Origin of the sequence: Variovorax gossypii (assembly GCF_003965815.1) — a bacterium.
GTDB classification, from domain to species: Bacteria; Pseudomonadota; Gammaproteobacteria; order Burkholderiales; family Burkholderiaceae_C; genus Variovorax; species Variovorax gossypii.
Map to the genome: position 1 here is coordinate 139,617 of NZ_RXOE01000008.1, position 26,368 is coordinate 165,984.

The window sequence follows — 26,368 nt, forward strand, 5'->3', positions numbered from 1 at the left end:
GGCGTCGCCAAGGCGTTGAAGAAGAAGAGGGCCGTCAGCCCGTGTTGTCGTTCTTGCCGCTGCCGTTGTTCCACGGCGGCGGCGTGCCCGGCTTCTGCGGCACCACCTTGCCTTGCGCCGTCTCGGCGTTGACCTGTCGCAGCAGGTCGGCCAGCGTCTTGCCTGCTTCGTCGCGAAATCGATCGGGCAGCACTTCGATTGCATCCATGCGGTCCAGGCGAAAGCCCCGGAAGTCGTCGCGCAGCTCGCACCAGGTCGACAGCGTCCAGACCTTGCCCCAATAGAAGCAGCCCAGCGGACGTACCGTGCGCTCGCTGGCGTCGCCGGAAACATCGCGGTAGTGCAGCCGCAGCTTGTTGTGCGACTGCGTCGCCTCGCGCAGCGTCTGCAGCCGCACGCGCAGGGTGTCGTCCAGGCCCAGTCCCGGGGCATAGAGCGCCAGCGCCTCGGCCGAGACGCGCGCCGCGGGCGGCAGCACCGACAGGATCTTGCCCAGCCCGGTCTCGATGTCGCGCGCCAGTGCCGGATCGACCCAGCTCTGCGCGAGCCGCGCCGCGGCCACGAGCGCCGCGGCCTCGTCCTGCGTGAACATCAGCGGCGGCAGTTCGAAGCCCGCGCCCAGCCGGTAGCCCACGCCGGCCTCGCCCTCGATGGGCACGCCCTGGTGCTGCAGGTCGGCGATGTCGCGATACACCGTGCGCTCCGACACCTCGAGGCGTTGCGCCAGGAATGCGGCCGTGGTCAGCCGGCGTCCGCGGATGAGCTGCACGAGCTGGAAGAGGCGGTCGGCGCGGCGCATCAGCGGGCTCCGGTGAGCTTCTTTGCGAAGTCTTCGACGAAATAGCGCTTGCCGCGCTGCACGACCGTATGGCCCTCGGCCTCGAGCCTCGACATCTGCGCCTCGATGCCGCCGGGGTACTTGGCATTGAGCTCGCCGCCGACCTTGAGGGTGCGCCACCAGGGCGCCGCGCTTTCCGTCTTCGGTGTTTCCTCGGCGGCGTGCGCGACCATGTGCGCGAAGATCGCCGTGGTCACGGTGCAGCCGATGGTCGCCTGGTGGCGCAGCGCGATGTCTTCGCCGATGCCCATCACCGTCGCGAGCCGGCCCTCGGGAATGCTGCGCATCGCGGCCTCCACCTCCTGTGGCGATGGCGTGGCGATGGTGCCCTCGCCGTGCCGGGAGCGCATGGCGGCGGGAATCTCCTTGACGCTCGGCAGGTGGGGGTAGCTGGCCAGCCGGTCGCGCCAGCTCTTCTTCGTGGTGCTCATGAAACTCCGATGTGGATCGCCACCTTGTCCGGCCCTTCATAGGCTTCGAAGTCGCTGCGATACCGGCGGGCAACCTCGGGGTGCGCCTCGAAATACTGCCAGATGCGCTCCCAGGTGGCGATCACCATCTGCGGCATCTGGCCCTGGCCGTTGAAGACCAGATAGTCGCCGGCCTCCACGGGAAGGCTGCCATCGCCGCCGGAGACGGCGACGCCCGCCGTCACGTCGAAGGCGCTGTGGGCGTCCGATTCGTAGGCCGAGTAGACGCTGAAGATGCGGGCGTCGCCGGTGCGGTCCGGCGTCGATGCATAGGTTTCCTCGCCGAAGAAGCGGCCCCACAGCTTTCCGATGCGTGCCGTGGCCGGGTCGCTCTCCTCGCGGTTGGTCGTGCGGATGGTGAGGCCTGCGACGCGGAATGCATCATGGTGCTGGCGAACTGGTTCCATTTGGTTTTTCTCCTCAGAGCAATAGTGTTTTCAGGTCGGCCTTCATGGCCTGGGCGATCAGTTTCATGTCGGCGTCGGTGACGTCGAACATGCCGAAGCGGAACTTGTAGCCCCACTGCTTTGGGTTCTCGATGAAGGCCAGCCGCTCGATCAGCGGGGCGATAGGCGTCTCGTGCCCGGCAGCGTAGACCATGTCGCGCCGCCACGGCACGAAGCCGTTGCCCATGTCGAATTCGTACGGCTCGCCCGGCTGCACGATGCCGATCGACACGAAGCTCTGCAGCTTGTCCGTGCCTCCGAACACCGAGGCCGGCGAGTAGTAAGCCACGCGGTCGCCCGCCGAGAGCCGCTTGAGCGGCGCGTGCTTGCCGTGGCCGACCTGCATGTAGCCGAGCGGCCGGTGGTCGCGGCCGCGCCGTGCATGCTCGGCGCTGGCCACGGCGATCCAGTTGCGCTGTGCCACGGTGGATCACTCCTGCGCGTGCAGGCCGACTTCGTTGCCCTCGGTGTCGCGCAGATGGGCAATGAAGCCCAGGCCGGGCGGCAGGGCGGACTTGGGCGCCACGATCTGCCCGCCGGCCGCCTCGACGCGTGCCAGCACGGCGTCGATGCTGGGATTGCAGTCGAGATAGATGCGGATGCCCGTGCCGGCGCGCGCACTGCCATTGGCGCCGCCTTGCAGCGCGCCGCCGGTGGCTGGCTTGTCGTGCGGGAAGATGGCGAGTGTCTCGCCGCCGAAGTCTTCGCGGCGCAGCTTGCGTGCGAGCACGGTCTCGTAGAAGGTCTGGGCGCGGTCGATGTCGGCGACCGGGATCTCGAACCAGGTGATGGCGTTTTGCATTCGGGGCTCTCTTTCTTTCGTTGCGTTGGAAGGAGCCCGGATGGTGCTGCCGGCCTACTGACAGCGTCTTGTCAGTAGCCTGTCACCACGGATGAAAAAAGCCCGCGCTGCTCGGAGAGCATGCGCGGGCTCGCGTGGGGCCGTACCCCGTGGATCAGAGCACGTCGCTCGCGAAGTCGGCCAGGCGCGAGCGTTCGCCGCGCGCCAGCGTGATGTGCCCGCCGTGCGGCCAGCCCTTGAACTTGTCGACCGCGAAGGTCAGGCCCGAGGAACCTTCCGTGAGGTACGGCGTATCGATCTGCGCAAGGTTGCCCATGCAGATGATCTTCGTGCCGGGGCCGGCGCGGGTGATCAGCGTCTTCATCTGCTTGGGCGTGAGGTTCTGTGCCTCGTCGATGATCACGTACTTGTTGAGGAAGGTGCGCCCGCGCATGAAGTTCATGCTCTTGACCTTGATGCGGCTGCGGATCAGCTCGTTGGTGGCCGCGCGGCCCCATTCGCCGGCGCCGCCGCCGTCGCCCTTGGCCAGGAACTCGAGGTTGTCGTCGAGTGCGCCCATCCAGGGGCCCATCTTTTCCTCTTCGGTGCCGGGCAGGAAGCCGATGTCCTCGCCCACGCTCACGGTGGCGCGAGTCATGATGATCTCGGTGTAGCGGCGGTCGTCCAGCACCTGCGTGAGGCCGGAGGCCAGTGCCATCAGGGTCTTGCCGGTGCCGGCGGTGCCGGTCAGCGTGACGAAGTCGATCTCCGGGTCCATCAGCAGGTTCATCGCGAAGTTCTGCTCGCGGTTGCGGGTGTTCACGCCCCAGACGGCGTTCTTGCCCGAGCTGTAGTCCTTGAGCGTCTTGAGCACCGCCGTCTTGTCGCGGATCTCGGTGACGCGGGCATACATGCTCGGCTCGCCGGGGGCCTCGAAGTACACGAACTGGTTGATGAACAGGTTGGGCACCAGCGGGCCGGTGATCCGGTAGAAGGTGTTGCTGCCGCTCTGCCAGCTTTCGATGGTCTTGCTCTGGCGAGTCCAGAAGTCGGCCGGCAGCGCCAGCGAACCCGCGTAGAGCAGGTCGCCGTCTTCCAGCGTCTTGTCGTTCTGGTAGTCGTCGGCGGCCAGGCCCAGCGCGCGCGCCTTGACGCGCATGTTGATGTCCTTCGACACCAGCACCACTTCCTGCTTCGGCCGGCCGGGGCGGTCCTTGGCGTATTCGTCGCGCAGCGCGTGCACCACGCCGAGGATCTGGTTGTCGGCCTTGCCCTGGGGTAGGCTGATCGGCAGGGAGTAGTCGAGCGGGGCGGTCTGGAAGAACAGCCGGCCGCCGGCCTCGCGGTGGCCGGTGGTATCGAGCTTCAGGCCCTTGTCGATGTCGGCGTCCTGGGCGGCGGCCAGCGCGTCGAGCGTGCGGCTGGTCTGGCGGCCGTTGCGGGCGACTTCGGTGGTGCCCTTCTTGTGGCCGTCGAGCTCCTCCAGCACGATCATCGGCAGGAAGATGTCGTGTTCCTCGAAGCGGAACAGGCACATCGGGTCGTGCAGCAGCACGTTGGTGTCGAGCACGAACAGCTTGGCCGGACCGGTCGATTTGCTGCGCTTGGCGCGCGCCGGAGGCAGTGGTGCTGCTGCGGGCGCCGAGACGGGCTCTGCGGCGGGCACCTTGGTTTCGACCTGCACGAGCGCCTGCGGCTGCGGTGCGCTCACGGGTGCGGGCGTGGATTTCGACGATTTGGCCCGGCGCGCCGGGCGCACGGCCTCGCCGCCGCCAGCGCCTTCGGCGCCGAGGCTGTCGAACAATTCCAGTGGCTGCGGACTGCGCGCCACGGCTTCGTCGGCGCGCGAATCACCGGAGCGTCGCGAGCCGCGGTGCGAGGACCGGGCGGGCGCGTCGAGTGCGTCCGGCGAGAGCAGTGCAGCGCGTTTCGTGGGTGCGGGAGGCAGTGGCATGTGTCAGATCGCTCGCAGAAAGTGGGAACCAGAAAACGAAAAAGCCGCCTGAAGACCAAGGCGGCTTTGTTCGGAGGATGCGGTCGTGGAGCTCAACGGCATGAGGCCATTATGCACACCGCGGATGACGCGCCGGAGGCTCTTTACGCACCGCGTTGGGCAATTCCCACGCGGAAGCGGAAAAGCGCACGACCGGCTTGCCGGACGGCGGTCAGGCGGCCTTCTTGAGTGCCTTGACGGCCTTGAGCACGTCGTCGACATGGCCGGGAACCTTGAGCCCGCGCCATTCGGCCTTCAGGATGCCGTCGGCGCCGATCAGGAAGGTGCTGCGCTCGATGCCCTTGACCTTCTTGCCGTACATGATCTTGTTCTTGACCACGCCGAACATGTGGCACATTTTTTCTTCGGTGTCGGCGATGAGCTCGAAGGGCAGCTCGAGCTTGGCCTTGAATTCGTCGTGCGACTTCATGTTGTCGCGCGACACGCCGAACACGGTGGCGCCGGCCTTTTCGAAGTCCTTGTAACGATCGCGGAACTGCATCGCTTCGGTGGTGCACCCCGGAGTGTTATCTTTCGGGTAAAAATACATGACCAGCACGTGGCCGAGATGCGAGGTGTTCGAGACCTTGATGCCGCCCGTGGCGTTGGCGTCGAATTCAGGAATGGGTTTGTTGACAACGATCGCCATGAAACTTGTTTTCTCCGTTAGATTCCGTTCCCGAGCCCTCTCGCCCTGTTTCGCCCAGGGCTTGCTCAAGGAATGGAGGATTGGTCGTTGCTAACTTTGGGGTAGCCGGCCTGTTCGCAACCCGGTATTTTACCCCGAAAACACCTCTATCAGCCACCCGCCGGGCTCTCGACCAGCAGGGCGGCGATCACGTGCCGGCCTTCTCCGGCCAGGATGTTGTAGGTCCGGCAGGCTGCCGCCGTATCCATGGTTTCCACGCCGGTGCGCTGTGCCATCAGCGGCTTCAGCCAGGCGGGTTGGGGGAAGCGGATGCGGTTTCCGCTGCCGAAAATGATCAATTCGGCGCCCAGGGCCGCCAATTGAGCGAAATGTTCGGCGCCGAGCTGGTCGAAGCTCGAACAATTCCACTCGAAGCGCTCGCCGCGCGAGCCAACCACTACGCTGCCTTCTACTTTTTCGTTGTTGATCGCCACCCAGCCTGGGCCGTGTGCTGTGAGCGATTGAGCGTCGGATTTGTCGGGCTGGAGCTTCATCTGGGCGCTGGGAACTGTGGTCAAATTATAGGTTTTCCCTAGTGCCACGGGGCTCGCAAGGGCCTTTGATTCCGCGTAAGCAAACTCTAACCCGCGCCCGGGAGGGCCCTTTGAAGCAGCTCAAGAAATCGGCCAAGCTGGCCAACGTCCTCTATGACATCCGCGGTCCCATCATGGACGCGGCCAAGCAGATGGAAGAGGACGGCCAGAAGATCATCAAGCTCAACATCGGCAACCTCGCCGTGTTCGGCTTCGATGCTCCGGAGGAAATCCAGCAGGACATGATCCGCAACCTGCCCACCTCGGCCGGTTACTCCGACAGCAAGGGCGTCTTCGCGGCACGCAAGGCGGTGATGCACGAGACGCAGAAGCAGGGCATCGCGGGCGTCACCCTCGACGACATCTACCTGGGCAACGGCGCCAGCGAGCTGATCGCCATGTCCACCAACGCGCTGCTCAACGACGGCGACGAGCTGCTTCTGCCGGCCCCCGACTACCCGCTGTGGACCGCCTCCACCAGCCTCTCCGGCGGCACGCCGGTGCACTACCTGTGCGACGAGGCCAACGGCTGGATGCCCAACCTCGACGACATCCGCGCCAAGATCACGCCGCGCACCAAGGGCATCGTGGTCATCAACCCGAACAACCCGACCGGCGCGCTGTACTCCGACGCGCTGCTCAAGAGCATCGTCGGCATCGCGCGCGAGCACGGCCTCGTGATCTTCGCCGACGAGGTCTACGACAAGGTGCTCTACGACGGCGCGAAGCACACGGCCATCGCCAGCCTGTCGACCGACGTGCTCACGCTCACCTTCAACTCGCTTTCCAAGAGCTACCGCTCGTGCGGCTACCGCGCCGGCTGGCTCGTGGTGTCGGGCGACAAGCGCAGCGCGCAGGACTACATCGAGGGCCTGAACATGCTCTCGAACATGCGCCTGTGCGCCAACGTGCCGGGCCAGTGGGCCATCCAGACAGCGCTCGGCGGCTACCAGAGCATCAACGACCTCGTCTGCGATGGCGGCCGCCTGCGCCGCCAGCGCGACCTGGCCTACGAGCTGATCACCGCCATCCCGGGCGTGAGCTGCGTCAAGCCGACCGCTGCGCTCTACATGTTCCCCAAGCTCGATCCGGAGGTCTATCCGATCGAGGACGACCGCCAGTTCTTCCTCGAGCTGCTGAAGGAAACCCGCGTGATGCTGGTGCAGGGCACCGGCTTCAACTGGGCCACGCCCGACCACTTCCGCATCGTGTTCCTGCCCCATGAGGACGACCTGCGCGAGGCCATCAACCGCATCGCGAAGTTCCTGGAGCAGTACCGCTTGCGCCGCAAGTCACGCCAATGATCCCTGCCCGCATCGCTGCCGCAGCGGCGCTGTCGTTCGCCGCACTGTCCGCCGGCGCCGCCGGCAAGGACGGCGTCTCGTTCTCGCACAACGACTGGGAACTGGCCTGCGACAACACCCGTACCTGCCGTGCCGCCGGCTACCAGTCCGAAGGCGCGGACATCACGGAACCGGTGTCGATGCTCATCACGCGCAAAGCGGGCCCGGGCACATCCATCGAAATCGAACTCCAGACCGGCGGCGAGAAGGCAACCAAGGGCCCCGTGCGCTTCAAGGTCGGCAAGGCCGCCTTGTCCGGCCTCAAGGACAGCTCCACCAGCCTCGACCAGGACCAGGTCCGCGCGGTGCTCCCCGAGTTGCTCAAGAACGACGATGCCACGCTCATGGACCGCGGCGGACAGAAATGGGTTCTCTCGCTCTCCGGCCTCAATGCCGTGCTGCTGAAGATGGACGAGGTCCAGGGCCGTGTCGGTACGCCGGGCGCGCTCGTGCGCCGCGGCAGCAAGCCCGAATCCACGGTGCTGCCACCGGTGCCAGCGCCCGTCGTGCACGTGGTCGTGCCGCCGAAGGCGCGCCCCGGCGATGACGGCCTGGCCGCGCGCATCTTCCCGTCGCTGAAGCAGTCCGATGCCAAGGACGGTTGCAACAACCACGACGACTTCAACGCCAAGTCGCTGAACGTCTCGCGCCTGACCGATCGCAAGGTGCTGCTGTCCTTCGGCTGCGGCATGGGCGCCTACAACTACTCCAGCCTGCTCTGGATCGCCAACGACAAGCCGCCCTATGCGCCCGTCGCCATCGAGGCCAACGGCGACTTCGACGAGAAGGACGGCAGCGTCACCTCCTCGATGAAGGGCCGCGGCATCGGCGACTGCTGGTCGAGCGAGACCTGGAGCTTCAACGGCAAGGACTTCGTGCGCACCGCCGCCGCGGGCGACGGCATGTGCCGCGGCTTCGCGGGCGGTGCCTGGAGCCTGCCGCGCTATGTCACCCGCGTGGAGCTTTCCGAGCCGTCCGCCACCCCATCCAAACCATGAACGCCATGAGTGCGATCCTCCCAATGAAACCCATCCAAGTAGGCCTGCTCGGTGCAGGCACGGTCGGCAGCGGCACCTTCAAGGTGCTCCAGCGCAATCAGGAAGAAATCAAGCGCCGCGCCGGCCGCGGCATCGAGATCACCATGGTGGCCGACCTCGACACCGCCCGCGCCCGCGAAGTGGCAGGCGAGGGCGTGAAGGTGGTCAGCGATGCGCGCGAAGTCATCGCCAACCCCGAGATCGACATCGTCATCGAGCTCATCGGCGGCTACGGCATCGCCAAGCAGCTGGTGCTCGAGGCCATTGCGGCCGGCAAGCACGTGGTCACGGCCAACAAGGCGCTGCTCGCGGTGCACGGCACCGAGATCTTCGCGGCCGCGCACGCCAAGGGCGTGATGGTGGCCTTCGAGGCCGCGGTGGCCGGCGGCATCCCGATCATCAAGGCGCTGCGCGAAGGCCTCACGGCCAACAGCATCCAGTGGCTGGCCGGCATCATCAACGGCACCACCAACTTCATCCTCTCGGAGATGCGCGACAAGGGCCTGGACTTCGCGACCGTGCTGAAGGAAGCGCAGCGCCTGGGCTACGCCGAAGCCGACCCGACCTTCGACATCGAGGGCGTGGACGCGGGCCACAAGGTCACGCTGATGAGCGCCATCGCCTTCGGCATCCCGGTGCAGTTCGACAAGGCGCACATCGAGGGCATCACCAAGCTCGCCGCGCAGGACATCAGGTACGCCGAGCAGCTGGGCTACCGGATCAAGCTGCTGGGCGTGACCAAGCGCACCGTCAAGGGCATCGAGCTGCGCGTGCATCCCTCGCTGGTGCCGTCGAAGCGTCTGCTGGCCAACGTCGAAGGCGCGATGAATGCGGTGGTGGTGCACGGCGACGCCGTGGGCACCACGCTCTACTACGGCAAGGGCGCGGGCAGCGAGCCGACCGCCAGCGCCGTGATCGCTGACCTGGTCGACATCACCCGCCTGCACACGGCGGACGCCGCGCACCGCGTGCCGCACCTGGCCTTCCACCCCGACGCGATGAGCGACCTGAAGGTGCTGCCGATGTCGGAAGTCGTCACCAGCTACTACCTGCGCCTGCGCGTGGCCGACCAGGCCGGCGTGCTCGCGAAGGTCACGGGCCTGCTCGCCACCGCCGGCATCAGCATCGACGCCGTGCTGCAGCGCGAAGCCGACGAGGTGGGCGGTGAAGGCTCGACGCAGACCGACCTGATCATCCTCACGCACGACGCGCGCGAAGGCACAGTCAACGACGTGCTGGCCGAGCTGCAGGCGCTGCCGACCGTGCTGGAGCCGATCGTGCGCATCCGCAAGGAAGAGCTGTCCTGAGGACGGCCCAAGAGAGAACAACGTGAACTACCTGAGCACCCGCGGCCACCCCGACCGCAAGCGCTTCTGCGAAATCCTCCTCGAAGGCCTTGCGCCCGATGGCGGCCTCTACCTGCCCGAGCAGTACCCGCAGATCGACACCGCCACGCTCGCCAAGTGGCGCAAGCTGCCGTACGCCGAGCTGGCCTTCGAGATCCTCTCGCTCTACATCGACGACATTCCGCCGGCAGACCTGAAGGCGATCTGCGCGAAGACCTACACCGCCGAGGTGTTCGGCACGGACGAGATCGTTCCGCTGCGCGAGCTGGAAGACGGCGTGTACCTCGAAGCCCTGTCCAACGGCCCCACGCTGGCCTTCAAGGACATGGCGATGCAGCTGCTGGGCAACCTGTTCGAGTACGAGCTGGCCCGCCGCGGCGCCGAGCTCAACATCCTGGGCGCCACCAGCGGCGACACCGGCAGCGCGGCCGAGTACGCCATGCGCGGCAAGAAGGGCGTGCGCGTCTTCATGACCTCGCCCGACGGCCGCATGAGCCCGTTCCAGCAGGCGCAGATGTTCAGCCTGCAGGACGCAAACATCCACAACATCGCCATCACCGGCGTGTTCGACGACTGCCAGGACATCGTCAAGGCGGTGTCGAACGACCTGGCCTTCAAGCGCAAGTACCGCATCGGCACGGTCAACTCGATCAACTGGGCGCGGCTGCTGGCGCAGGTCGTCTACTACTTCGCCGGCTACTTCCAGGCCACCGCGAGCAACGACAAGCCGGTGAGCTTCACCGTGCCCTCGGGCAACTTCGGCAACGTCTGCGCGGGCCACGTGGCCCGCTCGATGGGCCTGCCGATCCACACGCTGGTGGTCGCCACCAACGAGAACGACGTGCTCGACGAGTTCTTCCGCACCGGTGTCTACCGCGTGCGCGCCGCGGTCGATACGCACGAGACCTCCAGCCCGTCGATGGACATCAGCAAGGCCAGCAACTTCGAGCGCTTCGTGTTCGACCTGGTCGGCCGCGATCCCGCCAAGCTGCGCAAGCTGTTCGTGGACGACCTGGGCCTGAACGGCAGCTTCGACCTGAGCGCCGATCCGGCGTTCGCACAGGCCGCCGGGCGCTTCGGCTTCCGCAGCGGTCGCAGCACGCATGCCGACCGTCTGGCCACCATCCGCGACACCGACAAGCGCTTCGCCACGCTGGTTGATCCGCACACGGCCGACGGCCTCAAGGCCGCGCGCGAGCAGCTCACCCCCGGCGTGCCGATGGTGGTGCTCGAGACCGCGCTGCCGATCAAGTTCGCCGCCACGCTGGTCGAGGCGCTGGGCGAGGAGCCCGCGCGCCCGAAGAAGTTCGAAGGCATCGAGGCACTGCCCAAGCGCGTCGTCAAGCTGCCGGCCGACGCGGAAGCCGTGAAGGCTTTCATCGCAGAAAACTGTGACTGACGGCGGCGGCTCTCCGGCATGAAGGTCGTCGGTTTCGCCGGCTATTCGGGCGCGGGCAAGACCACGCTGCTCGAGCGCCTCATTCCCGCGCTCAAGCGGCTCGGCCAGCGCGTGTCGGTGGTCAAGCACGCGCACCACAAGTTCGACATCGACCATCCCGGCAAGGACACGTACCGCCATCGCGAGGCAGGTGCCTTCGAGGTGGTCGTCGCTTCCGACAAGCGGCTGGCGGTGATGCGCGAGTTCGAGGTTCCCGTCGAGCTCAGCGTGCACCAGCTGCTGGCCGAGGCGCATCCGGCCGCCGACTGGGTGCTGGTCGAGGGTTTCCGGCACAGCGACCTGCCCAAGATCGAGATCTGGCGCGAGCCGGGGGCGGGCGAGGCTTCGCGCCCCGTGCTGTACCCCGACGATCCCTTCGTCGTCGCCGTGGCCACCGATGCGCCCGCCGGCCTGCCGCAGCCCACCGAGCGGCCGCTCTTCGACCTCAACGATGCCGAGGCCATTGCGAAGTGGTTGATCGACAGCGGCGACCGCTTCGAATACAACCCCGATCACCATGGCTGATTCACCCGTTCCCTTCGCCGCTTCGTCCTCCCGCCCGCCGCTGATGCCTCTCGACGAGGCGATCGCGACGCTGCTCGCGAAGGCGGCGCCGGTGCTGCCCACCGAAAGCGTCGGCACCTTCGACGCCGATGGCCGCGTGCTGGCGCAGGATCTCGTTTCCGGCCTCACGGTGCCGCCGCGCGACAACAGCGCGATGGACGGCTACGCCGTGCGCTTGGCCGACTGCGCCGCGCCGGGCGCGGAGCTGAAGGTGGCCCAGCGCATTCCCGCCGGCACCGTGGGCACGCCGCTCGTGGCCGGCACCGCGGCGCGCATCTTCACCGGCGCGCAGATCCCCGAGGGCGCCGATGCCGTCGTGATGCAGGAAGACACCGCCGCCACGCCGCAGGAAGGCAGCCTGGGTTCGGTGCGCATCGCCATCGTCCCGGCAGCCGGCCAGTGGATTCGCCGCGCCGGCGAGGACGTGGCCTCCGGCGATGTCGTGCTGAAAAAGGGCGAGCGCCTGACCCCCGCCGCGCTGGGCCTCGCGGCCAGCGTCGGTTTCGACCGCCTGCAGGTCGCGCGCAAGCCGCGCGTGGCCATGCTCTCCACCGGCGACGAGCTGGTGATGCCCGGCGAGGTCGCCCCCGACGCGATGAAGCCCGGCGCCATCTACAACTCCAACCGCTTCTTCATGCGGGCCCTGCTGCTCCGCCTGGGCTGCGAGGTGAACGACCTGGGCATCGTGCCCGACAACCGCGAAGCCACCATCGTGGCGCTGCGCGACGCGGCCGAGGCGAGCGACCTGATCATCACGACCGGCGGCGTTTCCGTCGGCGAGGAAGACCACATCCGCGCGGCGCTGCAGTCGCTGGGCGAGCTGCAGCTGTGGTCGCTGTCGATGAAGCCCGGCAAGCCTTTCGCCTACGGCTCCATCGCGCGCAGCAGCGGGCAGGGCGCCTGCCATGTGACGGGGCTGCCGGGCAACCCGGTGTCGAGCTTCCTCACCTTCCTGATGCTGGTGAGGCCCTTCCTGCTGACGCTTCAGGGCGCCACGCGCGTTGCGCCCGAGTCGGTGAAGATCCGCGCCGATTTCGACTGGCCGCGCGCCGACAAGCGCCGCGAGTTCCTGCGCGTGCGGCGCAATGCGGCCGGCGGCCTCGATCTGTTCGGCAACCAGAGTTCGGGCGTGCTCACCTCGATGGTCTGGGGCGACGGCGTGGTCGACAACCCGGCGGGCAGGACGATCAAGTCGGGCGACATCGTCGACTTCATTCCCTTCGCATCGCTGCTGGGCTGAATCGCATGAAAGTCCAGGTCCGTTATTTCGCCTCGGTGCGCGAGGCGCTTTCCAGCAGCGGCGAAGCCGTCGAGACGCGAGCCGAAACGCTGTCGGCCCTGCGCGACGAACTCATCGGCAGGGGCGGCGCCTACGCCACCGCGCTTGCTCGCGGCAAGGCGGTGCGCATGGCGCTCGACCAGGTCATGAGCGACGAAGCCGCGGCCCTGCGAGAAGGCTGCGAGGTCGCCTTCTTCCCGCCCGTTACGGGCGGTTGAGCCGGGCGTCCAGCGCCACGAGGCGCTCGCGCAGGTTGTCGGACGCACGGGTCATCGGCGAGCGCAGTTCGTCGCGCATTTCGCCGGCGTGGGCCAGCAGGACCTTCACCGGGCCGGGATTCGGCTCGGCGAAGAGCAGCTCCACCAGCGGCTGCAGCGCCTGCCATTCGGCGCGGGCCTCCGCCAGCCGGTTGGCAGCCAGCAGCTTCACCAGCTGCACGAAGCGCCGCGTCTGCACGTTGCCGCTGGCCGCGATGGCGCCCACGCCGCCTTCGGCCATGGTGCCGAAGATCTGGTGGTCCTCGCCCGTCAGCACCTGCAGCCGGCCGTCGGCAATCACGGCGCGCGTCTTGGCCATGTCGCCGCCGCAGTCCTTGATGCCGCGGATGCGGGGATGCTCGGCCAGCGCCAGCAGCGTCTCGCGGGCGATGCTGACGCCTGTGCGGTAGGGAATGTCGTAGACCAGCACGGGCACCGAGCTGGCGTCGGCGATGGCATGGAACCATTCGAGCAGACCGGCCTGCGAGGGGCGAACATAGTGCGGCGCGGCCACCAGGAGGCCCGCCAGAGGCCGTTCGGAGAGCCTGCGGGCCCAGGCCGTGGCCTTGCCCAGGTGATAGCCGGAAATCCCCATCACGACCGGCAGGCCGCCGGCCGCGCCCAGCACCGTGTCGAGCACGGCCAGCTGCTCGGTCTCGTCGAGCGCGGCGGCCTCGCCGGTGGAGCCGCAGGGCACGAAGCCCGTCACGCCGTCGTCGGCAAGGCGCCGGACCAGCGAGGCGAGGGCGGTGTGGTCGACCGCGCCGTCGCGGAACGGAGTGACGAGGGCCACCCAGAAACCGGAAAAGTCGGGGGTGTCGGGGCTTGGTTGTTGTTGAGGCACGCGGGCTTCCTTTCAGGAATCGACCGATGGAAAGAACCACCGTCCGATGCGCGCGCAACCCAGGAGGGGCCAAAGCCTTCTGCAGGTTCCGTCGCTCATCCGACGACGGAACCTCGGCTCCGGTCAGACGAGCTTTGGTTTTTTGGCTTTGTTGCTGCTGCCTTGGCCTGCGCGGCGGCCTTCAGGGTGCGAAGGCACCGGGAAGAGCGTGGGCGTGGCGAGGCAGGGCATCGGCACAGTCTATCGCGATGCCACAATTCGGACATGAGCGTTGCGCGTGTTTCGATCCAGACGAACGATTTCGACCTCTCGCGGGAGGTCGCCACGTTGCGCGACGGCGACAAACGCGTGGGCGCCATTTGCAGCTTCGTCGGCACGGTGCGCGACCGCAACGACGGCAGCAGCGTCTCGTCGATGGAGCTGGAGCACTACCCCGGCATGACCGAGAAGGCCATCGAGGCCATGATCGACGAGGCCCATCGCCGCTTCGACATCCTGGGGGCGCGCGTGGTCCATCGCGTCGGGCTGCTGCAGCCCGAGGACCAGATCATGATGGTGGCGGTGGTCTCGGCCCATCGCGGCCAGAGCTTCGAGGCCTGCGAGTTCCTGATGGACTACCTCAAGACCCAGGCGCCCTTCTGGAAGAAGGAGCAGACGCCCGAAGGCGCCCGCTGGGTCGATGCGCGCGTAGCCGACGACGCGGCCCTGGCGCGCTGGGGCATCAGCGCCCCGAACGCCTGAGAACCCTGTTCAGAGTGGCTTGAAGCCGCTCGATTGAATGATTTTTTCCCAGGTCTGCGTGTACGTGCGCACGCGCCCCGCGAACTGGCCCTGCGGCTCGTAGCCCACCGTCAGGCCCATCGTCGTGAGCTTCTGCTTCACGTCGGGCATGGCCAGCACCTTCTGCAGCGCGTCGCCGTACTTGTCGATGATCGGTTGCGGCGTGCCCACGGGCGCGAAGATGCCGTAGTAGGGCAGGTCCTCCAGATTCGAGAAGCCCAGCTCGGTGAAGGTCGGCACGTTCGGGATCACCGCCTGCCGCTTGGAACCGATGGAGGCCACGATGCGCACCTTGCCCGCCTTGTGGTTCTCGATGAAGTCCGGCACCGAGGCGATGCCCGCGGTGATCTGGTTGCCCAGCATGTCGGCCGTCATGGGCGCGCTGCCGCGGTAGGGCGCGGGCTGCACGTCGATCTTGTACTTGTCCGAGATCATCTTCACCAGGAACTCCGGAATCGATGCCGGCGCCGGAATGCCGATGGTTTCCTTGCCGCCTTTCTGCGTGCGGACCCACTTCACGTACTCGTCGATGCTCTTGGCCGGTGTGCCGCCCGACACCGCCAGCACGTTGGCGAAGGTAGCGAAGCCGGCCACGGGCACGAAGTCGGTGGCGGGGTTGAAGCCCGGGTTCTTCACCACCTGCGGCAGGATCGAGATGGTGTGGTCGTGCGACAGGAACAGCGTATGACCATCGGCCGGCGAAGACTTCAGCACCGTCGCCGCGATCTGCCCGCCTGCGCCGGCACGGTTCTCGACCACCACCGGCACGCCCAGCACGTCCTTGAGTTTTTCGCCCAGCGTGCGTGCAATGGCGTCGGTGCCGGCGCCGGCGGGGAAGCCCACCAGCAGGCGGATCGGCGTGCCGCTCTGGGCGTGGGCCGGTGCCAGCGCGGCACCCGACAGACCCAGCGCCAGCAGCATTTGCACCCCGAGCGACACGACATTGCGCCTTGAAAAGGACATGATGGACTCCAAAAACAGCAGAAGTGGAAAGAACAAGAAAAAGCCCCGCAAGCGTTTTCGCACTTGAAGGGACGGCCGACGTCCCTATTTTGAATGCAGGAATCAAGCCATGCGACAAGACAAACTCACCACCAAATTTCAGGAAGCACTGGGCGACGCGCAGTCGCTCGCACTGGGCAACGACAACGCCTACATCGAACCAGCCCACCTGCTGGTCGCGATGCTGCGCCAGGACGATGGCCCGCGCGCCCTGCTGGAGCGTGCCGGCGTCAACGTCCCGGGCCTGACGCAGGCGGCAGAGGCCGCCATCAAGAAGCTGCCGCAGGTGCAGGGCCACGACATCGTGCAGGTCGGCCCCGAGCTCGGCAAGCTGCTGCAGGCCACCGAGAAGGAAGCCATCAAGCGCAATGACCAGTTCATCGCCGGCGAACTCTTCCTGCTGGCGCTTGCCGACAGCAAGGCCGACATCGGCAAGATCACCAAGGAAAACGGCCTGAGCCGCAAGTCGCTCGAGGCCGCCATCGACGCCGTGCGCGGCGGGCAGGGCGTGAACAGCGCCGACGCCGAAGGCCAGCGCGAAGCCCTCAAGAAATACACCCTCGATCTCACCGAGCGCGCCCGGCTGGGCAAGCTCGACCCGGTCATCGGCCGCGACGAGGAAATTCGCCGTGCCATCCAGGTGCTGCAGCGCCGCACCAAGAACAACCCAGTGCTCATCGGCGAACCCGGCGTGGGCAAGACCGCCATCGTCGAAGGCCTGGCGCAGCGCATCGTTGCGGGCGAAGTGCCCGATTCGCTCAAGGGCAAGCGCGTGCTGTCGCTCGACATGGCCGCGCTGCTGGCCGGTGCCAAGTTCCGCGGTGAATTCGAAGAGCGCCTGAAGACCGTGCTCAACGAGCTTGCCAAGGACGAAGGCCAGACCATCGTCTTCATCGACGAGCTGCACACCATGGTCGGCGCCGGCAAGGCCGAGGGCGCCATGGACGCGGGCAACATGCTCAAGCCGGCGCTCGCGCGCGGCGAGCTGCACTGCGTGGGCGCCACCACGCTCGACGAGTACCGCAAGTACATCGAGAAAGACGCCGCCCTGGAGCGCCGCTTCCAGAAGATCATCGTGGGCGAGCCCAGCGTGGAGGCCACCATCGCCATCCTGCGCGGCCTGCAGGAGAAGTACGAAGTGCACCACGGCGTGCAGATCACCGACCCGGCCATCGTGGCCGCGGCTGAGCTGAGTGACCGCTACATCACCGACCGCTTCCTGCCCGACAAGGCCATCGACCTGATCGACGAGGCCGCGGCCAAGATCAAGATCGAGATGGACTCCAAGCCCGAGGTCATGGACCGCCTCGACCGCCGGCTGATCCAGCTGCAGATCGAGCGCGAAGCCGTGCGCCGCGAGAAGGACGAGGCCTCGCAGAAGCGCCTCGGCCTGATCGAGGACGAGATCGAGAAGCTGCAGAAGGAGATCGCCGACTACGACGAGATCTGGCAGGCCGAGAAGGCCCAGGCCCAGGGCAGCGCGCAGGTGCGCGAAGACGTGGACAAGATCAAGTTCCAGATCGAGGAATGGAAGCGCAAGGGCGACTTCAACAAGGTCGCCGAGCTCCAGTACGGCCAGCTGCCGGCGCTCGAGAAGCGCCTGAAGGAAGCCGAGGCCAGCGAGGCCACCAAGGGCAAGTCCAGCGCGCCCACGTTGCTGCGCACGCAGGTCGGTTCGGAAGAAATCGCCGAGGTCGTGGCTCGTGCCACCGGCATTCCGGTCGCCAAGCTGATGCAGGGCGAGCGCGACAAGCTGCTCGTGATGGAAGACAAGCTGCACGAGCGCGTGGTCGGCCAGGACGAGGCCATCGGCGCGGTCGCCAACGCGATCCGCCGCTCGCGCTCGGGCCTCTCCGATCCGAACCGCCCGACCGGCTCGTTCCTGTTCCTCGGCCCCACGGGCGTGGGCAAGACCGAGCTGTGCAAGGCGCTCGCGGGCTTCCTGTTCGACAGCGAAGACCACCTGATCCGCATCGACATGAGCGAGTTCATGGAGAAGCATTCGGTCGCACGCCTGATCGGCGCGCCGCCGGGCTACGTGGGCTACGAGGAGGGCGGCTACCTCACGGAAGCCGTGCGCCGCAAGCCCTACAGCGTGGTGCTGCTCGACGAGGTCGAGAAGGCCCACCCCGACGTGTTCAACGTGCTGCTGCAGGTGCTCGACGATGGCCGCCTCACGGACGGCCAGGGCCGTACCGTGGACTTCAAGAACACCGTGATCGTGATGACGAGCAACATCGGCTCGCCCATCATCCAGGCCATGGTGGGCAAGCCCTCGGAAGAGATCAAGGAAGCGGTGTGGGACGAGCTGAAGAACTACTTCCGCCCCGAGTTCCTGAACCGCATCGACGAGACGGTCGTGTTCCATGCGCTCGACGCGAAGAACATCGAATCGATCGCTGCGATCCAGCTCAAGGTGCTGCAGGCGCGGCTCGCGAAGATGGACCTGGGCCTGGAGGTGTCGCCGGCGGCGCTGGCGGAGATCGCCAAGGTCGGCTTCGATCCGGTGTTCGGCGCGCGTCCGCTGAAGCGCGCGATCCAGCAGCGCATCGAGAACCCGCTGTCGAAGCTGCTGCTCGACGGAAGCTTCGGGCCGAAGGACACGATCGAGGTCACGACCGACCCGATCCAGTCGCCCGGCCAGTTCGCCTTCCGAAAGGCGGGGGAACCAACGGCGGTCGCTTCGGCCTAAAGTCGGATGATGAACTTCGTAATACGCGTCATTCTTCTGCTCCTGGGGCTGGTTTTCGCGGCCAGCCTGGCTGTTGCGGTCATGCTGCTGGCGGCCGTCTGGGGCGTTCGCTACGCCTGGGGGCGCCTCACGGGCAAGCCCGTGACGCCCTGGATGGCTTCGATGGGCGGGCGCTTCAATCCCCGCTCGGGCTTCGACCGATTTCGCAATGCGGCACAGCCGGCCGAACCGACCGCTGCCGACGTTGCCAACGCCCGGGCACGCGGCGAATCGGTGGAGCGCCCGGTGCGCATCCGAGGCAGCGCCAGCGACGTGACCGACGTTTCGCCCAAGTCGGTTTCTCCGCGCGGCTGACCGGCCGGCATCCGGCGCTATTTCGAGCGCGACAGCCGGTCGCGCCGTTCGCCGTCAGAATCGTCCTCCTGGAGCCGCGGCTCGCCAGCCGCGGCTTTTTGCTTTCATCCAGGAGAGACACCCAATGACTTCGCGCGACATCTTCGTGGTCGGCATCGCCCGCACCGCCATCGGCACCTTCGGCGGCTCGCTGAAGGACGTGCCCAACACCCAGCTTGCCACCACCGCCGTCAAGGCAGCCATCGAGCGCAGCGGCGTCGCAGCCGATGCCATCGGCCACGTGGTCATGGGCAACGTGATCCCCACCGACGTGAAAGACGCCTACCTGAGCCGCGTGGCGGCCATCGACGCGGGCTGCCCCATCGAGACGCCGGCCTTCAACGTCAACCGCCTCTGCGGCTCGGGCCTGCAGGCCATCGTGTCGGCCGCGCAGGCCATCGCATTGGGCGACTGCGACATCGCCATCGGCGGCGGCTCCGAGTCGATGAGCCGCGGTCCGTATTTCGACACCTCGGCACGCTACGGCGCTCGCATGGGCGATGCGGTGCTGGTCGACTACATGCTCGGCATCCTCCACGACCCGTGGGAGAAGATCCACATGGGCATCACGGCCGAGAACGTGGCCGCGCGCTATGGCATCACGCGCGATCAGATGGACGAACTGGCGGTGAGCAGCCAGCAGCGCGCGGCAGCCGCCATCGCGGCGGGCCGCTTCAAGGAGCAGATCGTTCCGGTCGAGGTGAAGACGCGCAAGGGCGTCGTGCTCTTCGACACCGACGAGCACGTGCGTGCCGACACCACCGTCGAGACGCTGTCGAAGATGAAGCCCGCGTTCAAGAAGGACGGCCTCGTCACCGCCGGCAACGCCTCGGGCATCAATGACGGCGCGGCCGCAGTGGTGCTGGCCAGCGGCGAGAGCGTCAAGGCGCGCGGGCTGAAGCCGCTGGCGCGCCTGGTGGGCTATGCGCACGCCGGCGTCGAGCCTGCGTACATGGGCATCGGCCCGGTGCCGGCCACGCGCAAGGTGCTGGAGCGCACCGGCCTGAAGGTGAGCGACTTCGACGTGATCGAGTCGAACGAAGCCTTCGCGGCGCAGGCCTGCGCCGTCATCAAGGAACTGGGCTTCGATCCGGCCAAGGTCAATCCGAACGGCTCGGGCATTTCGCTGGGCCATCCTGTGGGCGCGACCGGCGCGATCATCACGACGAAGGCGATCGCCGAGCTGCAGCGCACTGGCGGTCGCTATGCGCTGGTCACGATGTGCATCGGCGGCGGGCAGGGCATCGCGGCCGTCTTCGAACGCGTCTGAGCCGCATGCTCCGTCCGCTCGTCCTGATCGACCCTGACGAGGTCGACTTCAGCGCCATCCGGGCGCAGGGCGCGGGCGGGCAGAACGTCAACAAGGTGTCGAGCGCGGTGCACCTGCGCTACGACATCCATGCCAGCTCATTGCCGGCCGACGTGAAGGAACGGCTGCTCGCGCTGCGCGACAGCCGCATCACGCAGGAAGGCGTGTTCGTGCTCAAGGCGCAGCAGCACCGCACGCAGGAGATGAACCGTGCCGACGCGCTCGCGCGCCTGCAGGCGGTGGTCGACAGCGTGGCCGTCGCTCCTCGCGTGCGGCGCGTGACCAAGCCCACCTACGGCTCGAAGCAGCGCCGGCTCGAAGGCAAGAGCCAGCGCTCGCAGATCAAGAGCCTGCGCGGGCCGGTTCGGGACTGAGCGTTCCGGCACCGCCGCGCAGCCGGCGAATCTGCAGGCCGACGCCGATCAGGTACAGCACGAACAGCACGCCCGTGATCGCCTTGAGCTCCGGCGCGTCGGCATTCGGCAGCAGCGGGGCGCCGAGCGGCAGGCGCGTGAGCGTTTCGGTGAAGGCCGGGATCCAGTGGAACAGGAAGCTCGCCGAGAACGCGATGGCCTCCACGTAGCGCGCCCACTTGCCGAAGAGCACGCCACGCCCGGCGAGCGCGCCCACGGCCAGCGCGAGCAGCGTGATGATGCCCAGCGCATGCGGCTTGCCGAAGCCGCCGTGCTGGAAGATGCCGAAGCCCGTGAGGCAGGTCAGCACGGTGGTCCACACGAAGAGCCGGCCCAGCCCGGGTGCGCATCGTGATTTCCTTGTAGCGGAACAGGGCCAGGAGCCCCGCGACGACGGCGATCAGGCTGATCGCGGTGTGAACGATACCCAGGGACGTGAGCCCCAGCCATCCTGTCGGTGCCATGCGGACCTCCTCGTGATCGTGGTGCGGCATTCTGGCGCTTTGTTTCAAATTTGCCGAATCTGGGATGAATTGAGTGCCAAAGGCCCTGCTTTACGGGTCTGAAACATCTCCCAAGCACAATCGTATTCATGAGAAGAGTTCTCTTTCCGCGTGCGAGGCTTGCTGCAGCGCTCCTTTTGGTGCCGCTGGCCGTGCTGCTGAGCGCCTGTGGCCCGGGCGTGGCCGGGCCGGTGCAGAGCACCGCCGCGGCGCCCGAGCTCAAGTGGGAAGAGCTGATCCCCAAGAGCTGGGACCCCACCAGGCGCTACCGCAACATCAGCCTCGAAGCCCTGCGCGACAACGATCCGCGCGCGATCCAGATGCTCGACGAGATGCGCGCCGTCTGGGACAACGCGCCGGTCAACGTCGCGCTCGACGGCAAGGCGGCCAAGCTCGCCGGTTTCGTCGTCCCGCTGGACAACACGCAGGAGGGCATCCGCGAATTCCTGCTGGTGCCGTACTTCGGCGCCTGCATCCATACCCCGCCGCCGCCCGCCAACCAGATCGTGCGCGTGGTCGCGGCCTCGACCGTGAAGGGCCTGCACGCGATGGACACGGTGTACGTCAGCGGCACGCTGAAGGCGGCGCGCTACTCGTCGGCGGACATGGGCGTGAGCGGCTACGAGATCAAGTCGGCCGCGGTCGAGCGCTTCGTGCCGAAGCAGCCGCAGTGAGCGGCCGTGCTCAGCCGCCCATGCGGCGAGACAGGAAATCCAGGAACGACGTGATGCGCGCCGACAGCTGCGTGTTGCGGTAGTACACGGCATTCACCGGCTGGCGCACGTCCGCCGTCTCCTTTGCCAGCACCTGCACCAGCGCGCCGCTTTCGCGGTCGGCGCCCGTCATGAAGTCCGACAGGCAGACGATGCCCACGCCCGCCAGCGCCAGCTGACGCAGCGTTTCACCGCTCGACGCCACCAGCGTGGGCGCGATGTTCCATTCGTCGCCGTGCACGCCGCGCAGGGGCCAGCGGTTCAGCGATTCGGGTTGCGTGAAGCCCAGCAGGGTGTGGTCGGCCAGGTCGGCCACCTTGCGCGGCTTGCCGTGCGCCTCGAGATACGCCGGGCTCGCGAGCACGCGCAGCCGGTGCGTGCCCAGCGGGCGCGCATGCAGCGTCGAGTCGCGCAGCGGGCCGATGCGGATCGCGATGTCGGTGCGGCGCTCCAGCAGGTCGATGGGCAGGTCGTCGGTGTCGAGCTCGAGGCTGATCTGCGGATAGAGGCTGCGGAACTCGGGCACCAGCGGCACGATGGCATGCAGCATGAAGGGCGAGGCCGCGTTCACGCGCAGCCGGCCCGCAGGCTGCTGGCGGCGCGCGGCCATGTGCTCCTCGGCGTCGTCGATGGCATCGAGGATCGCGCGCGTGCGCTGCAGGAAGGCCGCGCCTTCCTCCGTGAGCTCGAGCCGCCGCGTGGTTCGGCGAAGCAGCGTGGTGTCGAGCTTCTGCTCGAGCCGGCTCAGCGCGCGGCTGATGCCCGAGACGGTCTGCGACAGCTGCTCCGACGCGGCCGTGATCGAGCCCGTGTCCACCACCGTGCGGAACGCGACGAGTTCTTCGATGGTGGTCTTCATGGGGGCTGGCGTGTCAGGCGGCGGCTTCATGCTCCGCAGGCACCTCGACGCGCGGCATCAGTGCAGCGAGCGCCTCGCCGTCGGTGCGATAGCTGAACAGCATCGGCCCCGGCGCCAGCAGCCCGGCGCTTTCCAGCACCTGCATCGCGGGCAGCTTCATCCCGCTCAGGTGAAGGCGGATGCCCTTGGATTCCATCATCCGGCGGATCGAGCCGAACACTTCGGCGCCGGTGATGTCGATGCGGTTGATGGGCTGCGCGAACAGGCACACGTCGGTGAGCCCGGGCTGCTCGGCCACCGCCACCGTGAGTGCGCGTTCCAGCGTGGAGGCGGAGGCGAAGTCGAGTTCGGCGTCCATGCGCAGCGCATAGAGATTCGGCGCCAGCGGCGGCAGCTTCCACAGGTGGCGGTCGCGCAGGCTGCCGTCGGGGTGCAGGCCCACCTCGATGATGCGCGGGTGCAGGTGCCGGTACATGTAGTGCGCCAGGGCGGCAAGCAGCCCGCCGAGAACGCCCCAGTAGATGCTCGGCGCGGTCGCGATGGTCAGCACGAAGGTGCCGAAGGCGATGCCTGCCTCGATGCGCGAGATGCGCCACAGCGCGGTGAAGCTCGCCGGCTTCACCAGCCCGAGGATGGCCGTGACCACCACTGCCGCCAGCACCGCCTGCGGCACGTGATAGAGCAGCGGCATCAGCCACAGCAACGCACCGGCCACCACGACCACGCTGAAGAGCGTCGCCCAGCCGGTCTGCGCGCCCGCGTACAGCGTGATGGCCGAACGCGAGAAGGACGAGCTGGTGGGAAACGCACCCGTGAAGCCCGATGCCAGCTTGGCCAGGCCCTGGCCGATCAGGTCCTGGTTTTCGTTCCAGAGCGTGCCGGCGCGCGCGTTGTCGACCTTGGCGCTGGACGCCGTCTCGAGAAAGCTCACCAGAGTGATCATCAGCGCCGGCAGCACCAGCGCGCTGAAGGTGCTCAGCGGCAGCAGGCCGGGCCAGTAGAACGAGGGCAGGCCCGAGGGCAGGGTGCCCACCACCGCGCCGCCGCGCAGCGCGTAGTCGACCAGCCAGCTGATGGCCGCCGCGCCGGCCACCAGCGCCATGGTGGTCGGAAAGCGCGGCAGCAGGCGCTTGCCCAGCCACAGCACCGCAATGCTGCCGAGGCCGAATGCGATGGCCACGAGGTCGGGCAGCGGCCCGCCCTGCAGCACCTGCGGAATGGTCCGCCCGGTGAAGCCCAGCAATGCCGGCAGCTGTGAAATGGCGATCAGCACCGCCGCGCCCTGCGTGAAGCCGATGAGCACCGGCGAATTCACCAGCCGCAGCAGCCAGCCGAAACGTCCGGCGCCCAGCACGATCTGGATCGCGCCCGACATCAGCGTGAGCCACACCGCCATCGCCACCCACTCGGCGCTGCCTGCCACGGCCAGCGGCGCGAGCGAGGCGCCGACCAGCAGGCTGGTGAGCGCCGTGGGCCCCACCGACAGCCGCTGCGAGGAACTGAACATCACCGCGATCAGCGCCGGGAACAGCGCCGCGTACACGCCCGTGACCAGCGGCATGCCCGCCAGCGCCGCATAGGCCACGCCCTGCGGAATGACCATCAGCGCCACGGTGATGCCGGCCATCGCCTCGTTGCGCAGCAGCGCTGCGGAAGGACGGGGCCAGGCCAGGCAGGGAACCCAGCGGGACAGGCGCTGGCGCAGGGAAGGAGAGGGGGCAGCCGGGGTCATGGATGTTTGCGGGCGCACGGGAGAGAACTGCAGGCACATGCGCGGTGCGCCGCGCGGGAGCGATGCGGAATGCGGGGCGAGGTCAGATCAGGTCAGATCAGTGAAGTGGCGTTCTTGAGCACGTAGTCGCAGGCCTTTTCCTTGACCTTCGACGACAGGCCCTTGAAGTTCAGCGACTTGCCGTCGCCGCCCTGCAGCAGGCCCTTGGCGCCGCTGGCGAAGCCGGTCTCCTGCTTCTTCTGCCCGGTGATCTTGGCGAGCAGCTTGTCCTTCACCGAGGCGGCGTCGCCGCCCAGGTAGTTGTTCTTCACGCAGTACTGCAGCACGCCGGCCGCGTTGCCCATGGTGCTGGTGCCGATGGCCGGCATCTTGAAGCCAAGGCTGCTGCCCAGGTTGCCGAGCGCCGATCCGCCTGTGCTGCTGCCTGCGCCGCCTTGCGAGTTGGCGGTGGCCGCCTCGCCGGCCTTTTCCTTCAGCTGGTCGAGCAGGTTGTTGGCTTGTGCCGAGGCGCCTGCGGCGAGCAGCGCCAGGGCGATGAGGGTGGAACGGGCGTGCATGTTGTCCTCCTGTCGGTAGCGTGGTGGAAAGCGGCCACCAGCATAACGGAGACGCCGGGGCGAGGCCCCGGCTGCAGTCGCCCTCGCGCCTGTGCTTACTTCGAACGCGGCGGGCGCTTTTCGAGCAGCGGTGCGCTGGTGCCTTGCACGCCGACCAGGCCGAGCACCGTCACCAGCGAGTTCTGCGCGCCCTTCCAGCCGTCGGTCACGTCGATCCACTCGCTGAGCGCGTGGAAGCCGCCGGTCTTGCCGCCGCCGCCGATGATGATGGCCGGGATGCCCAGCGACATCGGCACGTTGGCGTCGGTGCTCGCGCCGGTCAGCAGCGTCTTGTGGCCGAAGGCCGCGTTCGAGCGCGTTGCGGCCTCGACGATCACCGTGTCAGACTGCGTGCGGCCGCCCGGACGGTCGCCGATGAGCTTGGTGCTCACGCTCAGCGTGTTGACGTTCCAGCGCTTGTTCTCCTCGACCACGGCTTCGTCGATGGCGGCCAGGATCTTCTTCTCGGTCTCGAGCAGCGGCGCCATTTCGTCTGAGCGGATGTCGACCGCCATGCGCGCGTCGGGCGCGATGGTGTTCACCGAAGTGCCGCCGCCGACCGTGCCGACCGTGAACGTCGTCTTGGGGAAGCTCGGCGTGCGGATGTCGGCGATCTTCGCGATGGCGCGGCCCATGCCGTGAATGGCGCTCGGCACCTGGCCGAAGGCGCCGTAGCTGTGGCCGCCGGGGCCCTTGAAGGTCACTTCGTAGCGGTGGCTGCCCGTGCCCAGCATCAGTACCGTGCCGTCGGCGGCGGGCTCCAGGCCGACCATGCCGTCGATGTCGAGGTTGTCGCGAAAGATCGCCTTGATGCCGCGCAGGTTGCCGAGCTCTTCCTCGCCCACGTTGCCCACGATGAGCAGGTCGCCCACGGTCTGGATCTTGTTGTCGTTCAGCACCTTGAGCCACGACAGCAGCACCGACAGGCCGCGCGTGTCGTCGGAGATGCCGGGTGCGTAGAGCTTGCCGTCGCGCTCCTTGACCTTCACGTCGGTGCCGGCGGGGAACACGGTGTCGAGGTGGGCGGAGATCAGCAGCTTCGGCCCGTTGCCCGTGCCCTTGCGCAGGCCGACCACGTTGCCTTCGGCGTCGATCTTCGCGTCCGTGAGGCCCAGCGCCTTCATGCGGGCCAGGAAGGCCTCGGCGCGCTTCTGCTCCTTGAAGGGCGGGGCCTCGATCTCGGTGAGCATCTTCAGGTCCTCGACCGAGCGGTCGTGGTCGGCCTTGACGGCCTCCAGCAGCTTCTGGATCGCGGGCGAGGCCATCAGCTGGGTGTAGGCCTTGTCCACTTCGGGCCGCACCTGCGTCGGCGTGGCGGCGACGGAGCCGCCCTGGGCATGGGCGATGCCGGTGGCCGCAGCGGCCAGGGCAAAGACGACCGAGGCGAGCGGGGCGAGGCGAAGCGGCGCGTGACGAGGCATGGTGCGGGGATGTCCTTGTATTTGAGGCGAACCAGGTCGAGGTGAACGGCGCCGCGGAAGCTGGCCGGGTGCGGCGTCGTCAGCAATTCTTATGGCTG

Annotated in this window: 28 protein-coding genes; 13 read left to right on the top strand and 15 right to left on the bottom strand. The window is 67.5% G+C overall.

What is annotated here, in order from left to right; all coding sequences use genetic code 11:
* Positions 1–34 precede the first annotated feature (34 nt).
* The 8 genes from EJP69_RS24385 to EJP69_RS24420 form a co-directional block, all read right to left on the bottom strand.
* Entirely contained in the window at positions 35–799 is a 765-nt protein-coding gene (locus EJP69_RS24385) for a helix-turn-helix transcriptional regulator (RefSeq protein ID WP_126472805.1), read from the bottom strand.
* Positions 799–1,269, bottom strand: a complete 471-nt coding sequence (locus tag EJP69_RS24390; RefSeq protein WP_093203327.1) for an MGMT family protein — start codon at positions 1,267–1,269, stop codon at positions 799–801. The genes EJP69_RS24385 and EJP69_RS24390 overlap by 1 nt, the downstream gene beginning before the upstream one ends.
* Positions 1,266–1,715, bottom strand: a complete 450-nt coding sequence (locus EJP69_RS24395) for a GyrI-like domain-containing protein (protein ID WP_126472807.1) — start codon at positions 1,713–1,715, stop codon at positions 1,266–1,268. The genes EJP69_RS24390 and EJP69_RS24395 overlap by 4 nt, the downstream gene beginning before the upstream one ends.
* A gap of 13 nt (positions 1,716–1,728) precedes the next feature.
* Positions 1,729–2,178, bottom strand: a complete 450-nt coding sequence (locus tag EJP69_RS24400) for an EVE domain-containing protein (protein WP_126472808.1) — start codon at positions 2,176–2,178, stop codon at positions 1,729–1,731.
* 6 nt (positions 2,179–2,184) lie between these two features.
* Positions 2,185–2,556 carry a VOC family protein gene (locus tag EJP69_RS24405; protein WP_126472809.1) on the bottom strand — a complete coding sequence of 124 codons (372 nt, stop codon included), beginning with the start codon at positions 2,554–2,556 and terminating at the stop codon, positions 2,185–2,187.
* Between the two features lie 154 nt (positions 2,557–2,710).
* On the bottom strand, positions 2,711–4,489 hold the full coding sequence (locus EJP69_RS24410) for a PhoH family protein (protein ID WP_126472810.1): 1,779 nt from the start codon (positions 4,487–4,489) through the stop codon (positions 2,711–2,713).
* A 211-nt stretch (positions 4,490–4,700) separates the two neighbouring features.
* Positions 4,701–5,177: a peroxiredoxin gene (locus EJP69_RS24415; protein ID WP_019655927.1), complete on the bottom strand. Its 477-nt coding sequence runs from the start codon at positions 5,175–5,177 to the stop codon at positions 4,701–4,703.
* Between the two features lie 149 nt (positions 5,178–5,326).
* Positions 5,327–5,710 carry an Mth938-like domain-containing protein gene (locus EJP69_RS24420; protein WP_093203314.1) on the bottom strand — a complete coding sequence of 128 codons (384 nt, stop codon included), beginning with the start codon at positions 5,708–5,710 and terminating at the stop codon, positions 5,327–5,329.
* Between the two features lie 110 nt (positions 5,711–5,820).
* On the opposite strand from EJP69_RS24420, the gene EJP69_RS24425 reads away from it, so the two are divergent.
* The 7 genes from EJP69_RS24425 to EJP69_RS24455 are packed head-to-tail and all read left to right on the top strand — an operon-like array spanning position 5,821 to position 12,974.
* On the top strand, positions 5,821–7,053 hold the full coding sequence (locus EJP69_RS24425; protein WP_093203312.1) for a pyridoxal phosphate-dependent aminotransferase: 1,233 nt from the start codon (positions 5,821–5,823) through the stop codon (positions 7,051–7,053).
* On the top strand, positions 7,050–8,090 hold the full coding sequence (locus EJP69_RS24430; protein ID WP_126472811.1) for a DUF1176 domain-containing protein: 1,041 nt from the start codon (positions 7,050–7,052) through the stop codon (positions 8,088–8,090). The genes EJP69_RS24425 and EJP69_RS24430 overlap by 4 nt, the downstream gene beginning before the upstream one ends.
* A gap of 23 nt (positions 8,091–8,113) precedes the next feature.
* The gene (locus EJP69_RS24435; protein ID WP_126472813.1) at positions 8,114–9,436 is read left to right on the top strand and encodes a homoserine dehydrogenase; all 1,323 of its coding nucleotides are present in this window, start codon (positions 8,114–8,116) and stop codon (positions 9,434–9,436) included.
* A 22-nt stretch (positions 9,437–9,458) separates the two neighbouring features.
* On the top strand, positions 9,459–10,874 hold the full coding sequence (gene thrC, locus EJP69_RS24440) for a threonine synthase (protein ID WP_126472815.1): 1,416 nt from the start codon (positions 9,459–9,461) through the stop codon (positions 10,872–10,874).
* Between the two features lie 18 nt (positions 10,875–10,892).
* Complete coding sequence (gene mobB, locus EJP69_RS24445) at positions 10,893–11,438, top strand: molybdopterin-guanine dinucleotide biosynthesis protein B (protein ID WP_126472817.1); 546 nt, start codon at positions 10,893–10,895, stop codon at positions 11,436–11,438.
* A complete protein-coding gene (locus EJP69_RS24450) occupies positions 11,431–12,717 on the top strand; it encodes a molybdopterin molybdotransferase MoeA (RefSeq protein WP_126472819.1) in 1,287 nt (428 codons plus the stop codon). The genes mobB and EJP69_RS24450 overlap by 8 nt, the downstream gene beginning before the upstream one ends.
* 5 nt (positions 12,718–12,722) lie before the next feature.
* A complete protein-coding gene (locus tag EJP69_RS24455) occupies positions 12,723–12,974 on the top strand; it encodes a MoaD/ThiS family protein (protein WP_126472821.1) in 252 nt (83 codons plus the stop codon).
* On the opposite strand, the gene dapA is transcribed toward EJP69_RS24455, so the two are convergent.
* A complete protein-coding gene (gene dapA, locus EJP69_RS24460) occupies positions 12,961–13,857 on the bottom strand; it encodes a 4-hydroxy-tetrahydrodipicolinate synthase (protein ID WP_126472823.1) in 897 nt (298 codons plus the stop codon). The two genes, EJP69_RS24455 and dapA, sit on opposite strands and share 14 nt — an antisense overlap.
* Before the next feature lie 264 nt (positions 13,858–14,121).
* Here dapA and EJP69_RS24465 point away from each other — a divergent pair, with 264 nt between their 5' ends.
* Positions 14,122–14,598: a molybdenum cofactor biosynthesis protein MoaE gene (locus EJP69_RS24465; protein ID WP_126472825.1), complete on the top strand. Its 477-nt coding sequence runs from the start codon at positions 14,122–14,124 to the stop codon at positions 14,596–14,598.
* A gap of 9 nt (positions 14,599–14,607) precedes the next feature.
* Here the strand turns inward: EJP69_RS24465 and EJP69_RS24470 are convergent, their stop codons facing one another.
* Positions 14,608–15,600, bottom strand: coding sequence for a Bug family tripartite tricarboxylate transporter substrate binding protein (locus EJP69_RS24470; RefSeq protein ID WP_126472827.1), 993 nt, complete (start codon positions 15,598–15,600; stop codon positions 14,608–14,610).
* Between the two features lie 109 nt (positions 15,601–15,709).
* Here EJP69_RS24470 and clpB point away from each other — a divergent pair, with 109 nt between their 5' ends.
* The 4 genes from clpB to arfB all read left to right on the top strand — a co-directional run bounded on the left by clpB (position 15,710) and on the right by arfB (position 20,407).
* The gene (clpB, locus tag EJP69_RS24475) at positions 15,710–18,331 is read left to right on the top strand and encodes an ATP-dependent chaperone ClpB (protein WP_126472828.1); all 2,622 of its coding nucleotides are present in this window, start codon (positions 15,710–15,712) and stop codon (positions 18,329–18,331) included.
* A 6-nt stretch (positions 18,332–18,337) separates the two neighbouring features.
* Positions 18,338–18,685 (top strand): hypothetical protein, encoded by a 348-nt coding sequence (locus tag EJP69_RS24480; RefSeq protein ID WP_093203284.1) that lies wholly within the window; start codon positions 18,338–18,340, stop codon positions 18,683–18,685.
* A 124-nt stretch (positions 18,686–18,809) separates the two neighbouring features.
* The gene (locus tag EJP69_RS24485) at positions 18,810–19,994 is read left to right on the top strand and encodes an acetyl-CoA C-acyltransferase family protein (protein WP_093303901.1); all 1,185 of its coding nucleotides are present in this window, start codon (positions 18,810–18,812) and stop codon (positions 19,992–19,994) included.
* 5 nt (positions 19,995–19,999) lie between these two features.
* Entirely contained in the window at positions 20,000–20,407 is a 408-nt protein-coding gene (gene arfB, locus EJP69_RS24490) for an alternative ribosome rescue aminoacyl-tRNA hydrolase ArfB (RefSeq protein WP_093303903.1), read from the top strand.
* On the opposite strand, the gene EJP69_RS24495 is transcribed toward arfB, so the two are convergent.
* Positions 20,376–20,768 (bottom strand): hypothetical protein, encoded by a 393-nt coding sequence (locus EJP69_RS24495; protein ID WP_338067656.1) that lies wholly within the window; start codon positions 20,766–20,768, stop codon positions 20,376–20,378. The genes arfB and EJP69_RS24495 overlap by 32 nt on opposite strands.
* 270 nt (positions 20,769–21,038) lie before the next feature.
* On the opposite strand from EJP69_RS24495, the gene EJP69_RS24500 reads away from it, so the two are divergent.
* Positions 21,039–21,623 (top strand): DUF3299 domain-containing protein, encoded by a 585-nt coding sequence (locus EJP69_RS24500; protein ID WP_093303906.1) that lies wholly within the window; start codon positions 21,039–21,041, stop codon positions 21,621–21,623.
* A gap of 10 nt (positions 21,624–21,633) precedes the next feature.
* Here the strand turns inward: EJP69_RS24500 and EJP69_RS24505 are convergent, their stop codons facing one another.
* The 4 genes from EJP69_RS24505 to EJP69_RS24520 all read right to left on the bottom strand — a co-directional run bounded on the left by EJP69_RS24505 (position 21,634) and on the right by EJP69_RS24520 (position 26,270).
* Entirely contained in the window at positions 21,634–22,521 is an 888-nt protein-coding gene (locus EJP69_RS24505) for a LysR substrate-binding domain-containing protein (protein WP_093203274.1), read from the bottom strand.
* A gap of 13 nt (positions 22,522–22,534) precedes the next feature.
* Positions 22,535–24,253 carry a SulP family inorganic anion transporter gene (locus EJP69_RS24510; protein WP_093203271.1) on the bottom strand — a complete coding sequence of 573 codons (1,719 nt, stop codon included), beginning with the start codon at positions 24,251–24,253 and terminating at the stop codon, positions 22,535–22,537.
* A gap of 92 nt (positions 24,254–24,345) precedes the next feature.
* Positions 24,346–24,810 carry a DUF2501 domain-containing protein gene (locus EJP69_RS24515; protein ID WP_093203269.1) on the bottom strand — a complete coding sequence of 155 codons (465 nt, stop codon included), beginning with the start codon at positions 24,808–24,810 and terminating at the stop codon, positions 24,346–24,348.
* A 95-nt stretch (positions 24,811–24,905) separates the two neighbouring features.
* Positions 24,906–26,270, bottom strand: a complete 1,365-nt coding sequence (locus tag EJP69_RS24520; protein ID WP_093303907.1) for a M20/M25/M40 family metallo-hydrolase — start codon at positions 26,268–26,270, stop codon at positions 24,906–24,908.
* Between the last annotated feature and the right edge of the window lie 98 nt (positions 26,271–26,368).